The sequence below is a fragment of the Amycolatopsis sp. NPDC051758 genome (assembly GCF_044453095.1).
Classification (GTDB): Bacteria; Actinomycetota; Actinomycetes; order Mycobacteriales; family Pseudonocardiaceae; genus Amycolatopsis.
Genome location: NZ_JBITCJ010000001.1, coordinates 112,649 through 125,860 on the forward strand (window position 1 = coordinate 112,649; position 13,212 = coordinate 125,860).

Below are 13,212 nucleotides of genomic sequence, written 5' to 3' on the forward strand. Positions count from 1 at the left end.
CCTTGCTGATGGAAGAGACTCTATACCCTCCCTTGAGCGCTCCGATGAGCGGGTCCCCCGGTGCCCTGACCCGGTGCTTCGGTGTCACAGCTGGCGTACAAGGGGTGACGACGGCTGATTCCCTCCGTATGGTGTCCCCATTCGACCGAACGGGGAGACCTTCGGGGAGGAGGTGCCGGGCCGGATGACCGAGCTGGGCACGGTGCCGCCACCAGCGGCCTCGGAATCCGACGAGCAGGCACTGCTGCAACGACTTCGAAACGGCGAGGACGCCGCGTTCGGGGAGCTGTTCGAGTTGCACGCCGCCGCCGTCCGGAGACTGGCGCAGAGCTTGGCTTCCGACCGGTCCGAGGCCGAGGACATCACCGCGGAGACGTTCTTCCGCGTGCTCCAGGCCCTTCGCCGGGGCGCCGGCCCCAGGGAGTACGTCCGCGCCTATCTGCTGACCGTCGCCCGCCGGGTCTCCTGGGAGTGGCACGGCGCCCGCCGGGACGTCCCGGTCTCCGACGACGAGCTGACCTTCCGGGCCGGCGCGGGCGCCGACACGCACGCTCGCACGGCCGAGCACACGCTGATCACCACCGCGTTCACCAGCCTGCCCGAGCGCTGGCGGTCGGTCCTGTGGCAGACCGAGGTCGAGGGTGAGCAGCCCGCGATGGTCGCCCCGCACTTCGGATTGAGCGCGAACGCCACCGCGGCGCTGGCCCGACGTGCCCGTCAGGGCCTCCGCGCGGCGTACTTACAGGCACACTTGTCGGTCAATCGCGGGCCGGATTCGTGCCGCGCGGTGGTCGAAAAGCTCGGCGGGTTCACCGCGGGCAGCGTCACCGGGGCCGAGGCCGAGCGGATCAAGGCGCACCTGCACGGCTGCCCGTCGTGCCGCGCGACCCAGGACGAACTGCGTGACGTCTGTTCGTCGCTGCGCGCGCACGCCGGCGTGCTGGTGCTGCTGGTGCCCGCCGCGGGTGCCGCGGCGAGCGGCAGCGGGGTGCTGGCCGGGCTGGGCGCGACGGTCAAGGGTGTCCTGGTCGGCTCGAAGGTCAAGATCGGGCTGGCGCTGGCGTCGACCGCCGCCGTGGGCGCCGTCGGCGTCGCGGCCGGGCCGGTGCTGTTCGGGACCACGCCGGTGCAGGACGTCGGGCTGACCGGCGGCGCACCCGAGCTCGTGGTGGTGCCGCCGACCGAGACCCACCACCAGCCGCCGCCCCAGCCGCAGCCGGACCCGCAGATCGGCATCGGCGTGCTCAACGGCCGCGGCACCGGCGTCGTCCCGGTCCGCCAGCGCAGCGGGAGTGGCCAGCTCGGGGCGAACGAAGTGCCCGGCGTGCCGGGCGGCGACGTCCCGGCCGGGGATCCCGGTACGGCCGGGGGCGAGCTGACCCCGCGCGACGACATCACGTCGTCGACGTTCAGCACGCCCGACCACTCGTCGACGTCACCGCGACTGGACTCCGAGACGACGACCCCGGACATGACGATCACCGAATCCAGTGACACGGACGCGCCGGAGCTCTCGCCGGTCGACCGCCCTCAGGAGACGCCGACCGGCAAGCCCGAGCCGACGGACGGCGACACCGGGACCACGGAGCCGTCGACCTCGGTGACGCCGACGTCGGGGAAGCCGTGCCCGGGCAGCACGTCCACCGTCACTGGTTCGAGCGAACCGGACGATTCGACCTCGACCAGCCTGTCGGGGTCCTGATCAGCGGTGATCAACTTCGCCGGGTGGGATGTCCGGTTCCGCCCTCGCGCGGTCGAGCCTGCGCACGGTACCGTTGAGCTGCTCACCCTGCGGGCGGCCCGGGAGGCTACTGAATGAACCGGCTGGTGCGCGGCGAAGACGGCCGCGACTGGGTGGTCCGTGCCCAGATGGAATGGCGTGCGCCGGCCACGGCCGACGACTTCGAGCACGACGTCGCCGGCAGCTACGGCCCCGGCATCGCGATGATCGTGGTCACCGCGCTGCTGGCCGTGATCCTCGTGGTGTGGACCCCGGACCAGGTCAACATCCCGGCGTGGGTGCTGCTGGCGCTCCTGCTCGTGATGCTGTTCTTCCCGTTGCGGTGGATCCTGCGCCGGCCGTGGACCGTGGTCGCGGAGACCGAGGGTGACGTCTCCGGCGACCGGCCGTCCGAGCGCTGGGTCGGCACCATCCGCGGCATGTTCACCGTGCAGGGTGAGGTCAAGAAGATCTCCAAGACCATTCAGCGGCATTCGCTGCCCGACTTCGACGGGCCGCTGCACCCGGTCGAGTAGCCGGTACCGGAATTCGGCCGAAGGGGTGAAACTGGGTCCATGCCCGAGCTACCCGAGGTCGAAGCGCTGGCCCACCACCTGCGTGAGAACGCCGTCGGCCAGACGATCTTCCGCATCGATGTCGCATCGCTGAGCGTGCTGAAGACGGCGATGCCGCCGTGGACCGACCTGCACGGCCGCGAGATCACCGGCGCGACCCGGCACGGCAAGCACCTCGACGTCATCGCCGGCGACCTGCACCTGGTCGTCCACCTGGCCCGCGCGGGCTGGCTGCGCTGGTCGGACGGCCTGGCCGCGGCGCCGCTCAAGCCGGGCAAGGGCCCGATCTCGCTGCGCGTCCACCTCGAGTCCGCCACCGGGCCCGGCTTCGACCTCACCGAAGCGGGCACGAAGAAGGGCCTCGCGGTGTGGATCGTGAAGGACCCGCAGGAGATCTCGAGCGTCGCTCGGCTCGGCCCGGACGCGCTGGCGCTGGACGCCACGCAGCTGCGGGAGCTGTTCGCCGGGAAGAACACCCGGCTGAAGTGGGCGCTCACCGACCAGTCCCTGATCGCCGGCATCGGCAACGCCTACTCCGACGAGATCATGCACCGCGCGAAGCTCTCGCCGTACGCGACGATCGGCAAGCTCGACGACGGCGCGCTGGAGATCCTCGCCGAGGCGATCGTCGAGATCGAGTCCGACGCCGTCCAGCGCTCGGTGGGGCAGAAGGCGGCGCGGCTGAAGGGCGAGAAGCGCTCGGGCCTGCGGGTGCACGCGCGCACCGGGCTCCCGTGCCCGGTCTGCGGAGACACGATCCGCGAGATCTCGTTCGCCGACAAGTCGTTCCAGTACTGCCCGACCTGCCAGACCGGCGGCAAGCCGCTCGCCGACCGGCGGATGTCGCGCCTGCTCAAGTAGCGCAGATTCCCCCGTTCGGCCGCACGTGCTGTGCCGGCCGTCGCCGGTTCCGTGACCGGAGTTCCCGAAACCGCGTCCTTCCTGGCACTTTCCCCGGAAGCGTGGAACAGGACCTGCCGCTCGCGTGTTGCGGACTGTGACTTTGAAGGGGCGGTTCCGACTCTCGGTAGGGTCTCCTCAACCCTCGGTCATCACAGTTCGACAGAAAGTGGGATCAGGCCTTGCACCCGGTTGGTCGAGCGCAGAGCATGGACGCCGTGTCCGGGTTTCCGCTTGCGCAGATCGTTCCGTGGGGGATCGCGGTGCTGCTCGGCATCGTGGTGATCGTGCTGCTCGTGAAGCAGCGCAAGCCGGCCAGCGTCGTCGAGGACGCCATGCTGCAGGCGGTGCACCGGATGTCGAAGGCGGCGCCGAACCTCCGTTCCGGCCTGGACGAGGACGCCGCCGACAAGATCACCACGCAGCTGCTGCAGATGCTCGACTGCGTCGCCGTCGGGATCACCGACAGCGAAGGCACGCTGCTGTCCTGGGACGGCGAGGCGAACGAGCACTACGTCGACCTCGTCGACGCGATCGGCGCCGCCATCCGCAAGCACCGCCGTGAGGTCGTCGCGCACGACCGGATGCCCTGCAACCACCGCGGCACCTGCCGGATGAAGACCGCCGTCATCGTGCCGCTGCTGGTGGAGGGCGAGACCGAGGCGGCGCTGATCGTCGTCGGCCGGACCCGCGGGCGGCTGGTGCAGATGGCCGACGCCGTCGCGCAGTTCGTCTGCACCCAGTTCGAGCTGGCGCGGCTCGACGAGTCGAAGCACCAGCTCCAGCAGGCCGAGATCAAGGCGCTGCGGGCCCAGATCTCGCCGCACTTCGTCTACAACGCGCTCAACACGATCTCCGCGCTGATCCGCACGGACCCCGAAGAGGCGCGAGAGCTGCTTCAGGACTTCGCGGACTTCACGCGCTACTCGTTCCGGACGTCGGGCATGTTCACCTCGCTCGCCGAGGAGCTGCGCAACATCGACCGCTACCTGACCATCGAGAACGCCCGCTTCGGCGGCCGGCTCGAGGTGCGGATGAAGATCGCGCCCGAGGTGCTCAGCGTGGTCGTGCCGTTCCTGATCATCCAGCCGCTGGTGGAGAACGCGGTCAAGCACGGCCTGGCCAGCAAGCCCAGCGGCGGCTGCGTCACGGTGATCGCGCAGGACTACGGCACCGAAGCGCTGATCAGCGTCGAAGACGACGGCATCGGCATGGACCCGCGCCGGCTGAAGGACGTCAAGAACGCGCACAGCACCGGCGCGCACGTCGGGCTCGGCAACATCAGCCAGCGCATGCAGCAGGTGTTCGGCAACGACTACGCGGTGATGGTCGAGACCGCCCCCGGCGCCGGCATGAAGGTGACGCTGCGGGTGCCGAAGTTCGTCCCGGGTGTGCGGCCGAACATGCCGGACTACAGCGCCGACACCGACGCCGACGTGCCGGCCCAGGCGGGCCCGGCCCAGCTCAACGGCGCCGAGGGCAACGGCGTCAACGGCACGCGCTCCGGCATCCTCCCCATGGGCTGAATCCGGCTAGCCTGGGGTTATGAGCGTTTCGAACAAGCTGGCTTCGCGGATCCCGGGGCTCGCCGACCGGGTCGAGCGCAAGGACGTCGTCGCCGTGGTGAAGCTGCACGGCGTGATCACGCCGTCGCCGTCACCGCTGGCCAGGGGCGCGATCAACCTGACCGCCGTCGAGTCGGCGCTGACCAGGGCGTTCGGCCACGACCGGCTGAAGGCGGTCGCGCTGCTGATCAACTCGCCGGGCGGCGCGCCGACGCAGTCCGGGCTGGTCGCCGAGCGGATCCGGCAGCTGGCGGACGAAAAGGGCGTGCCGGTGCTGGCGTTCTGCGAGGACGTCGCCGCGTCCGGCGGCTACTGGCTGGCCTGCGCGGCCGACGAGATCTTCGCGCACCGCACGTCGATGGTCGGCTCGATCGGCGTGATCAGCGGCGGCTTCGGCTTCACCGGCCTGCTGGAGCGGTTCGGCATCGAACGCCGGCTCCACACGGCAGGCGCGAACAAGTCACGCCTCGACCCGTTCTCGCCGGAGAAGCCCGAAGACGTCGAGTGGCTGAAGAAGATGCACACCCAGCTCCACGACCTGTTCGTGAGCTGGGTGAAGGAGCGTCGCGGCGACCGCCTGACCGACACCGAGGACCTCTTCACCGGCGACGTCTGGCTCGGCGCCAAGGCCACCGAGCTGGGGCTGATCGACGGCGTCGGCAGCCTCCGCCAGATCATCACCGAGCGCTACCCGGACGCGGACATCTCGGTCGCCGAGCCGAAGCGCCCGCTCCTGGCCCGCCTCGGCGTGGGTGCCCCCGCCGCCGCGTCCGCGGTGCTCGACGCGGTGACGCAGAAGGCGGCCTGGTCCCGCTTCGGTCTCTGACCCTTCCCTCGACGGCGGTCAGCCGTCGAGGTCTGGTCTCCTAAGTGAATCAGCGCTAGGGGACCGGACCGCAAAGGAGCGGCGGATGCACCTCACGCAGACCCTCCACCAGGCCGTGCAGCAGGGCCCCGACCGGCCGATGACCGAGTTCGGCGACCGCGTCCGGACCGTCGGCGAGGTCGCGAAGCGTGTCGCCAGGTTCGCCGGGGCGCTCAAGGAGCTCGGTGTCGGCGCCGGTGACCGCGTCGGGATCCTCGCCCTCAACTCCGACCGCTACCACGAGTACCTGCTGGCCACGCCCTGGGCGAACGCCGTCCTCAACCCGATCAACATCCGCTGGAGCCCGGCAGAGATCGCCTACTCGCTCACCGAGTCCGACACGCGCGTGCTGCTCGTCGACGACGCCTTCGTCCCGATGGTGCCGAAGCTGCGCGAAGCCGGCGTGACCACCGTGGTCCACATCGGCGAGACACCGACGCCGGACGGGATGCTCGGCTACGAAGACCTCGTCGCCGGCGCCGACCCGGTCGACGACGCGCGCCGCGGCGGGGACGACCTGCTCGGCGTCTACTACACCGGCGGCACCACGGGCACGCCGAAAGGCGTCATGCTCAGCCACCGCAACCTGCTGACGTCGGCGCTGGGCAGCCTCGCCACCGGCCGCTTCCTCACCGCGCGCGGCAAGCTGCTGCACGCCGCGCCGATGTTCCACCTGGCCGACGGCGCGGCCTGGGCGGCCGGGCAGCTCGTCGGCGCGACCCACGTGATCGTCCCGATGTTCACCCCGGCCGGCGTGCTCGAGGCGATCAGCGGCCGCCGTGTCACGGACACGCTCCTGGTGCCCACGATGATCCAGCTGCTCGTCGACCACCCGGACGTCGGAAAGCACGACCTGACGTCGATGAACCACGTCGTCTACGGCGCTTCGCCGATCTCCGAAGCCGTCCTCGACCGCGCCCGGAAGGTCTTCCCCGGCGCGGGTTTTGTGCAGGCCTACGGCATGACGGAGCTGTCCCCGGTCGCGACGCTGCTGTCCTCGGAGGACCACGACGACCCCGCGTTGCGATGCGCAGCCGGGCGGGCGGCGCCGCACGCCGAGGTCCGGATCGTCGACGTGGACGACGTCGAAGTGCCGCGCCACACCGTCGGCGAGATCGTCTGCCGCGGTGACCACGTGATGCTCGGCTACTGGAACCGCCCCGAGGAGACGGCGACCGCGCTGCGCGGCGGCTGGATGCACACCGGCGACGGCGGTTACATGGACGAGCGCGGCTACGTCTTCGTTGTCGACCGGATCAAGGACATGATCGTGTCCGGCGGCGAGAACGTGTACTCGGCCGAGGTGGAGAACGCGCTGGCCAAGCACCCGTCGGTGGCCGCGTGCGCGGTGATCGGCGTGCCGGACGAGCAGTGGGGCGAGCGGGTGCACGCCGTCGTTGTGCTGCAGGACGGCCGCGAAGCGACCGGTGACGAGCTGCGCGACTTCTGCCGCGACGCGATCGCGGGCTACAAGGTGCCGCGGACCTTCGAGTTCACCGACGCGCTCCCGATGTCCGGCGCGGGCAAGATCCTCAAGCGTGAGCTGCGGAAACGGCACTGGACCGACGGCGACCGCGGGGTCCACTGACTTGTCCGCACCCCCTCGCGGCACCCGGCCGCGCAACCGCCGCGCGCTGATCGTCACCGCGGCCGCCGAGCTGTTCGCGCGCCGCGGTTACCCCCACGTCGCGATGGGCGACGTCGCCGAGGCCGTCGCGATCGGGCCGTCCGCGCTGTACCGGCACTTCCGCGGCAAGCAGGAGCTGCTGGCCGCGGTGGTCGAGGACGCGTTGACCGCGCTCGCCGTCACGGACTTCGCCGAACTGGCGACCGGTGCGCTCGACCGGCGCGACGTCGGGGTCCTGTGGCAGCGCGAGTCCCGCCACCTCGAACCGGCCGAACGCCACCGCGTCGGCGAACCACTGCGGCGGCTGGCGGGGCAGCTCGCCGGGGAGCTGCGGGACCGGCGCCGGGAGCTGACCGCCGACCAGGCCGGGCTGCTGGCCTGGGCGGTGCTCGCGGTGCTGGTCAGCGTCTCCTTCCAGGGTGTCGACCTGCCGCGCCCGGCCTACGACGAGCTGATGACGTCCCTGGCCACCTCGGTTGCCGCGACCCGCCTCCCGGATCTGGGAAAACGCACCGACGTCTCGGTCGTCGAGCCTGCGAACCGGCGTGAGCTGCTGCTGACGACCGCGACCCGGCTCTTCGCCGAGCGTGGCTTCCACAGCGTCGCCATCGAGGAGGTCGGCGCGGCGGCCGGGATCGCAGGGCCGAGCGTCTACCACCACTTCGAGAGCAAGGCCGAGCTGCTGATGACGGCCCTGCGCACCGGCGCCGACGCGCTCGGCGAGGGCTTGCGGACGGCGTCGTTGCCCACGCTGCTTCGGTCCTACGCCGAGTATTCGCTGGCCCACCACGACGTGGTCGACCTGCTGATCACCGAGGTCGGGCTGCTGCCGGAACCCGAGCGGCACGAGCTGCGCCGCACCCAGCGCGCGTACGTCGAGGCGTGGGTCCGGCTGCTGCTCGACGTCCACCCGGACCTCGGCGCGGGCCCGGCGCGGGTGCGGGTCCAAGCCGCGCTCACGGTGGTCAACGACGTCGCCCGGACGCCACACCTGCGTACGCTGCCCGGTGTTGCGGACGCGCTCCGCGTGGTCGGATCGGCCCTGCTCGGGCTGTCCGGTTTGGGTACTTCCGGGCAGACTTTGTGACCTGGATCACCCTGTCTGCGTAACGCCTCTGGTCAGGGTGAGAGGCATCAGGTTCCCTCGTGAACGGGCTTTGTTGTGATCGGCAACAAATCCGGACGACAAGGAGGTCGTACCTGATGCCCCACCTCTCCCGCTCCCCAAGACGGTTCGCACTCGGTGCCGGCGCCGTGCTCGGCGCCGCGCTCATCGCCATCCCGCTGACCATGCCCGCCGCGGCGTCGATCCCGCCGCCGGAATCGGGCTGGACCACGGTCTTCGCCGACGACTTCACCGGCGGTTCCGGCTCGCTGCCGTCCGGCTCGAACTGGATCATCGACACCGGCCACGCCTACCCCGGCGGCCCCGGCAACTGGGGCACCGGCGAGATCCAGAACTACACGTCGAGCACCAGCAACCTCTCCCAGGACGGTGCCGGCAACCTCCGCATCACGCCGTTGCGCGACGGCGCGGGCAACTGGACGTCGGCGCGGATCGAAACCCAGCGCACCGACTTCAAGCCGCCGGCGGGCGGGGTCCTGCGGATCGAAAGCCGGATCCAGATGCCGAACGTCACCGGCGCCGCCGCGCTCGGCTACTGGCCGGCGTTCTGGGCGCTCGGCGGCCCGTACCGCGGCAACTGGTGGAACTGGCCCGCCGTCGGCGAGTTCGACATCATGGAGAACGTCAACGGGATCAACTCCGTCTGGGGCGTCCTGCACTGCGGCGTCAACCCCGGCGGCCCGTGCAACGAGACCACCGGCATCGTCGCCAACCGGGCCTGCCCCGGCAGCAGCTGCCAGTCGGCCTTCCACACCTACCGCTTCGAATGGGACGCGAGCACCAGCCCGCAGGTGTTCCGCTGGTTCGTCGACGGCCAGCAGTTCCACTCGGTCAGCCAGAACCAGGTCGACGCGACGACCTGGGCCAACATGACCAGCCACTCCGGCTACTTCGTGCTCCTGAACGTCGCGATCGGCGGCGCGTTCCCCAACAACAACTCCGGCACGACCACGCCGGGGCCGGGGATCGTGCCGGGGCGCCCGATGGTCGTCGACTACGTCACGGTGACCACCCGCGGCACCGGCGGTGGCGGCACCACGACACCGCCCACCACGACCACGACGCCTCCGGGTGGCGGCGGCAGCGCGTACAGCACGATCCAGGCCGAGTCGTACACGCAGCAGAACGGCCTGGCCAAGCAGACGACCAGTGACACCGGCGGCGGCCAGAACATCGGGCCGGCGGGCAACGGCGACTGGGCGCTCTACCCCGGCGTCGACTTCGGCAGCTCCGCGGCGACCAACTTCCAGGCGCGCGTCGCGTCCGGGGCCGCGGGCGGGGTCAGCGGCCTGGTCGAGGTCCGGCTGGACAGCCTCTCCAACGCCCCGATCGGCAGCTTCGCCGTCGGCAACACGGGCGGCTGGCAGAGCTGGCGGACGGTCCCGGCGAACATCAGCGGCGTGACGGGCGTGCACAACGTGTACGTGACGTTCACGAGCGGTCAGCCCGCGGATTTCGTGAACCTCAACTGGTTCACGTTCGTGCATTGAGACGAGGGACCCGCGGCCCCGGCCGCGGGTCCCCCACTTCAGGCGGACGGGGGCTGGACATTGCACTCGGCAATGGGCAGGATGCGTTTCACTGTGAGTGCTCACGATGACACCCGGAAGCTCGTGGTCCTGGCTGTGGACGACGAGCCGAAAGGCCTTGACGAACTGGTCCACTGCCTGACCAACAGCCCGCACGTGGCGAAGGTGTTCCCGGCGATCGACGCGTCCGAGGCGCTGCGCATCCTCTCGACGGACGACCCGAGGCTACGCGAGCGCAAGGAACGTGGCCTGCCGATCGTCGACGCCGTCTTCGCCGACATCGACATGCCCGGCCTGTCCGGCATGGAGATGTCCCGCGTCTTCGCCGCGCTGCGTCCTTCACCCGCGCTCGTGTTCGTCACCGGGCACGCGGAGGAGGCGGTCAACGCCTTCGACCTCGGTGCGCTGGACTACGTGCTCAAGCCGTACCAGCAGGACCGCCTCGACCGCGCGATCACGCGCGTGATCGAGAAGCTGGCCTCGGCGGCCGCGCCCCAGCCCGGCGCCATGGGCGGCGAGCCCGGGGTGAAGAACGACGACGAGGTCATCCCGGTCGAGCTGGCCGGCACCACCAAGCTCATCCCGCGCTCGTCGGTCCGCTGGGTCGAGGCGCAGGGCGACTACGCGCGGCTGTTCACCACCGAAGGCAGCCACCTGGTCCGCATCCCGCTGGCCCAGCTCGAGGAACGCTGGGAGAAGGCCGGGTTCGTCCGGATCCACCGGTCGTTCCTGGTCGCGCTGCCGCTGATCACCGAGCTGCGCATGGGCCAGGGCGGCTACCAGGTCGTGATCGGCAACGAGGAGAAGGTGCTGCCGGTGAGCCGGCGGCACACCCGGGCGCTGAAGGACCGGTTGGTCGGCTCAGGCCGGAACGGCTGAACCGGGCCCGGTCATGACCGACGACTTCTACGAGCGCCGCGCGAACGGCGTCCGCGAACCCGATCCCACGCTCGGCCGGCGCCGGCGGCCCCTGCCGCAGCCCCAGCCACAGGACCGGGCCGTCGTCGAGTCGCTGCCCCCGGCGCCGGAGGAAGAGCCGGCGAAGCCGGAGCACCACGCCAGACCCAAGCGGGAACGAGTGATCCTCAACGACCCGCGTCGCGGTGCCGGCACCTTGCGCGCCCGCGTCGAGCTGGAAGAGCAGACCAGCTGGGGAAAGCTGCTCGTGAAGGACCACCTGGTGAAGGTGCAGCTGCGGACGGCGATGCTGCTTTCGCTGCTCGTGGTCGGCGTGTTCGGCTCGCTGCCGGTGCTGTTCTACCTGCTGCCCGGGTTCTCCCGGTTGAGCGTGGTCGGCATCCCGGTGGCCTGGCTGATCCTCGGCGTGCTGCCGTTCCCGTTCCTGTTCGGGGTCGGCATCTGGTACAACCGGCTGGCCGAGCGCAACGAACGCGCGTTCGTGGACATGATCGAAAACTAGCTCCGCACGACTCGTGCGAGGATTCCTCCCGTGCAGCTGAACCCGTGGGCCGTGACCGGCATCGTGCTGGTCGCCGTGGTGACCTTCTACCTCGGTCACCGCTCCTCGCGGTCGGCGACGAGCACGCACGACTTCCTGGTCGCGCGGCGCACCGTGCGGTCCCGGCGCAACGCCGCGGCGATCTCCGGTGAGTACCTGTCCGCGGCGTCGTTCCTCGGCATCGCCGGGATCGTGCTCAAGGACGGCGCCGACGCGCTGTGGTTCCCGATCGGCTTCACCGCGGGTTACCTCGCGCTGATGCTCTTCGTCGCGGCGCCGCTGCGCCGCTCCGGCGCGTACACGCTGCCCGACTTCCTCGAGATGCGGCTCGGCTCGATCGGGCTGCGCCGGTTCTCCACGGCGTTCGTCGTGTTCATCGGGATCCTCTACATGGTCCCGCAGCTGCAGGGCGCCGGCCTGACCCTCGCGACGATCCTGCCGGTGCCGGTGTGGGCCGGCGCGGTCGCGGTGATGGTCGTGGTGGCGTTCAACGTGATCGCCGGCGGCATGCGCGCGATCACCGTCGTCCAGGCCTTCCAGTACTGGCTCAAGCTGTTCGCGATCTCGGTGCCCGCTTTTGCGCTGTGCATGGTCTTCTTCGCCGGCGGCGGCCCGGACGGCTTCCGCCCGCTCGGCGCGGCGGCGCCGCCGGTGTTCATCAGCGACACCACGGTGGACGTGCAGACCGACGTCACGCTGCACGTCACTTCGGACACCTTCCTGTACGCCTACGGCCGCACCGACAACGGCCCGGCCGCCGGGCCGACGCACTGGACGCCGCTGGCGCCGCACACGGTTTCCGAAGGCACCACGCTGAAGTTCATGGCCGGCACGCCGGTGCCGGTGGTCAGCGACTCCGTCGCGACCAACTCGAACTGGCTGCACCCGGGGTCGGGCAGCCTCACCGACCTGTTCCAGACGTACTCGCTGATGTTCGCGACGTTCCTCGGCACGATGGGCCTGCCGCACGTGCTGGTCCGCTTCTACACCAACCCCGACGGCAAGGCCGCGCGCCGCACCACCGTGCACGTCCTGCTGCTGCTGGGGCTGTTCTACCTGTTCCCGACGCTGCTGGGCGCGCTGTCCCGGATGTACGTGCCGGAGCTGCTGGTCACCGGCAAGACGGACGCTGCGATCCTGCGGCTGCCCTCGGCGATCCTGCCGGGGATCGGCGGCCAGCTCCTCGGCGCGGTGACCGCGGCCGGTGCGTTCGCCGCGTTCCTGTCGAGCACGTCCGGGCTGCTGGTGAGCGTCGCGGGTGTGGTGTCGACGGACCTGCTGCCCGGCCGGGTGCGCGACTTCCGCGTGGCGACCGGGCTCGTCGCGCTGTTCCCGATCGCGCTGGCCGTGCTGCTGCGGCCGGAGGACATCTCGCTGTCCATCGGGCTGACGTTCGCGCTCGCGGCGTCGACGTTCAGCCCGTTGCTGGTGCTGGGCATCTGGTGGCGCAAGCTGTCCTGGCCCGGGGCGCTGACGGGGATGTTCGTCGGCGGCGCGCTGGTGCTGGCGGCGCTGGTGGTCAACGTCGTGAGCGGGTACACCGGCGGCTGGGCGCCCTGGTTCGTCAACCAGCCGGCGCTGATCACGGTGCCGGTCGCGTTCGTGACGACGTACTTGGTCAGCCGCGCGACGGGGTACGGCCGGCCGGAGCACGTGCACGACATCATGCTGCGGCTGCACGCGCCCGACCCGCTCGGCTTCATGCGCGACCGGGCCGTCGCGCGGTTCGGGCAGGCCGAGGAGAAGACCCGGATCGCCGGCCGGGGCCGGCACCGCAAGTGAGTCACTGACACGCGGTCAGAAATTCTTTACCCGATCGTGTGAGATCGGGCCCACCAACCGGACA

At 70.7% G+C, this 13,212-nt stretch carries 10 protein-coding genes and 1 pseudogene; all 11 read left to right on the forward strand.

Annotation, left to right across the window (positions count from 1 at the left end; translation table 11 throughout):
• Nucleotides 1-184 precede the first annotated feature (184 nt).
• The 11 genes and pseudogenes from ACIA5G_RS00590 to ACIA5G_RS00640 all read left to right on the forward strand — a co-directional run bounded on the left by ACIA5G_RS00590 (nucleotide 185) and on the right by ACIA5G_RS00640 (nucleotide 13,148).
• Nucleotides 185-1,702, forward strand: coding sequence for a zf-HC2 domain-containing protein (locus ACIA5G_RS00590; protein WP_395920108.1), 1,518 nt, complete (start codon nucleotides 185-187; stop codon nucleotides 1,700-1,702).
• 113 nt (nucleotides 1,703-1,815) lie between these two features.
• Complete coding sequence (locus ACIA5G_RS00595) at nucleotides 1,816-2,256, forward strand: DUF983 domain-containing protein (protein WP_395920109.1); 441 nt, start codon at nucleotides 1,816-1,818, stop codon at nucleotides 2,254-2,256.
• A gap of 39 nt (nucleotides 2,257-2,295) precedes the next feature.
• A complete protein-coding gene (locus ACIA5G_RS00600; protein WP_395920110.1) occupies nucleotides 2,296-3,156 on the forward strand; it encodes an Fpg/Nei family DNA glycosylase in 861 nt (286 codons plus the stop codon).
• 248 nt (nucleotides 3,157-3,404) lie between these two features.
• Entirely contained in the window at nucleotides 3,405-4,721 is a 1,317-nt protein-coding gene (locus ACIA5G_RS00605; RefSeq protein ID WP_395920111.1) for a histidine kinase, read from the forward strand.
• A gap of 19 nt (nucleotides 4,722-4,740) precedes the next feature.
• Nucleotides 4,741-5,586, forward strand: a complete 846-nt coding sequence (locus tag ACIA5G_RS00610; protein WP_395920112.1) for a S49 family peptidase — start codon at nucleotides 4,741-4,743, stop codon at nucleotides 5,584-5,586.
• A gap of 82 nt (nucleotides 5,587-5,668) precedes the next feature.
• A pseudogene (locus tag ACIA5G_RS00615) lies at nucleotides 5,669-7,213 on the forward strand (long-chain-fatty-acid--CoA ligase); the annotation flags it as partial.
• Nucleotide 7,214: 1 nt separating this feature from the next.
• Nucleotides 7,215-8,339, forward strand: a complete 1,125-nt coding sequence (locus ACIA5G_RS00620; RefSeq protein ID WP_395920113.1) for a TetR/AcrR family transcriptional regulator — start codon at nucleotides 7,215-7,217, stop codon at nucleotides 8,337-8,339.
• Between the two features lie 116 nt (nucleotides 8,340-8,455).
• The gene (locus tag ACIA5G_RS00625) at nucleotides 8,456-9,868 is read left to right on the forward strand and encodes a carbohydrate-binding protein (RefSeq protein WP_395920114.1); all 1,413 of its coding nucleotides are present in this window, start codon (nucleotides 8,456-8,458) and stop codon (nucleotides 9,866-9,868) included.
• An 81-nt stretch (nucleotides 9,869-9,949) separates the two neighbouring features.
• Complete coding sequence (locus ACIA5G_RS00630) at nucleotides 9,950-10,786, forward strand: LytR/AlgR family response regulator transcription factor (protein WP_395920115.1); 837 nt, start codon at nucleotides 9,950-9,952, stop codon at nucleotides 10,784-10,786.
• A 13-nt stretch (nucleotides 10,787-10,799) separates the two neighbouring features.
• Entirely contained in the window at nucleotides 10,800-11,327 is a 528-nt protein-coding gene (locus ACIA5G_RS00635; protein WP_395920116.1) for a hypothetical protein, read from the forward strand.
• A 30-nt stretch (nucleotides 11,328-11,357) separates the two neighbouring features.
• Complete coding sequence (locus tag ACIA5G_RS00640; protein ID WP_395920117.1) at nucleotides 11,358-13,148, forward strand: cation acetate symporter; 1,791 nt, start codon at nucleotides 11,358-11,360, stop codon at nucleotides 13,146-13,148.
• Nucleotides 13,149-13,212 lie beyond the last annotated feature (64 nt).

What these genes read in the sequence shown, in the direction of transcription:
- ACIA5G_RS00625 (WP_395920114.1), top strand. Translation starts at nt 8,456, where the DNA reads ATGCCCCACCTCTCCCGCTCCCCAAGACGGTTCGCACTCGGTGCCGGC.
- ACIA5G_RS00600 (WP_395920110.1), top strand. Translation starts at nt 2,296, where the DNA reads ATGCCCGAGCTACCCGAGGTCGAAGCGCTGGCCCACCACCTGCGTGAG.
- ACIA5G_RS00590 (WP_395920108.1), top strand. Translation starts at nt 185, where the DNA reads ATGACCGAGCTGGGCACGGTGCCGCCACCAGCGGCCTCGGAATCCGAC.
- ACIA5G_RS00595 (WP_395920109.1), top strand. Translation starts at nt 1,816, where the DNA reads ATGAACCGGCTGGTGCGCGGCGAAGACGGCCGCGACTGGGTGGTCCGT.
- ACIA5G_RS00610 (WP_395920112.1), top strand. Translation starts at nt 4,741, where the DNA reads ATGAGCGTTTCGAACAAGCTGGCTTCGCGGATCCCGGGGCTCGCCGAC.
- ACIA5G_RS00605 (WP_395920111.1), top strand. Translation starts at nt 3,405, where the DNA reads ATGGACGCCGTGTCCGGGTTTCCGCTTGCGCAGATCGTTCCGTGGGGG.
- ACIA5G_RS00630 (WP_395920115.1), top strand. Translation starts at nt 9,950, where the DNA reads ATGCGTTTCACTGTGAGTGCTCACGATGACACCCGGAAGCTCGTGGTC.
- ACIA5G_RS00635 (WP_395920116.1), top strand. Translation starts at nt 10,800, where the DNA reads ATGACCGACGACTTCTACGAGCGCCGCGCGAACGGCGTCCGCGAACCC.